This window comes from Flavobacterium lacisediminis (assembly GCF_025909975.1).
GTDB classification, from domain to species: Bacteria; Bacteroidota; Bacteroidia; order Flavobacteriales; family Flavobacteriaceae; genus Flavobacterium; species Flavobacterium lacisediminis.
This window is the reverse complement of sequence record NZ_JAPCIO010000034.1, coordinates 1-358: the sequence shown is the minus strand read 5'-3', so window position 1 is coordinate 358 and position 358 is coordinate 1. Positions and strand designations below refer to the sequence as shown.

Here is a 358-nt window from a genome sequence, read left to right as displayed (position 1 = left end):
TGTTTGACTTGTTGTAGGAACCGCTGAAGTTAAAGTTATTACAGGTAAAGAAGTTATCGTAATATTAAAAGTACTACTACCTGCTGCACCACATGCTGTTGCACCATACAAATATGTAACTGTATATGTTCCAGCTGTACTTAAACCAAGATTAATTTCACCTGTAGTACCATTAATAGATAAACCTGGAGATGAACTATAAATACCTCCTGTTGTGAATCCAACTACTGTTGTTGGAATTGGGTTGGTTCCATTAATACATACTGGTGTAGAATAACTAAATCCTGTTACTGGAATAGCTGTTGGATTAACTGTTATAGTACCTGTAGCTGTTGCTGGTGGACATCCGCCTGTTGTG

1 pseudogene is annotated in these 358 nt (G+C 37.2%); it reads right to left on the bottom strand.

The annotated features are described in order from the left end of the window. Positions 1-358 (bottom strand): annotated as a pseudogene (locus OJ995_RS13550) (hypothetical protein); the annotation flags it as partial.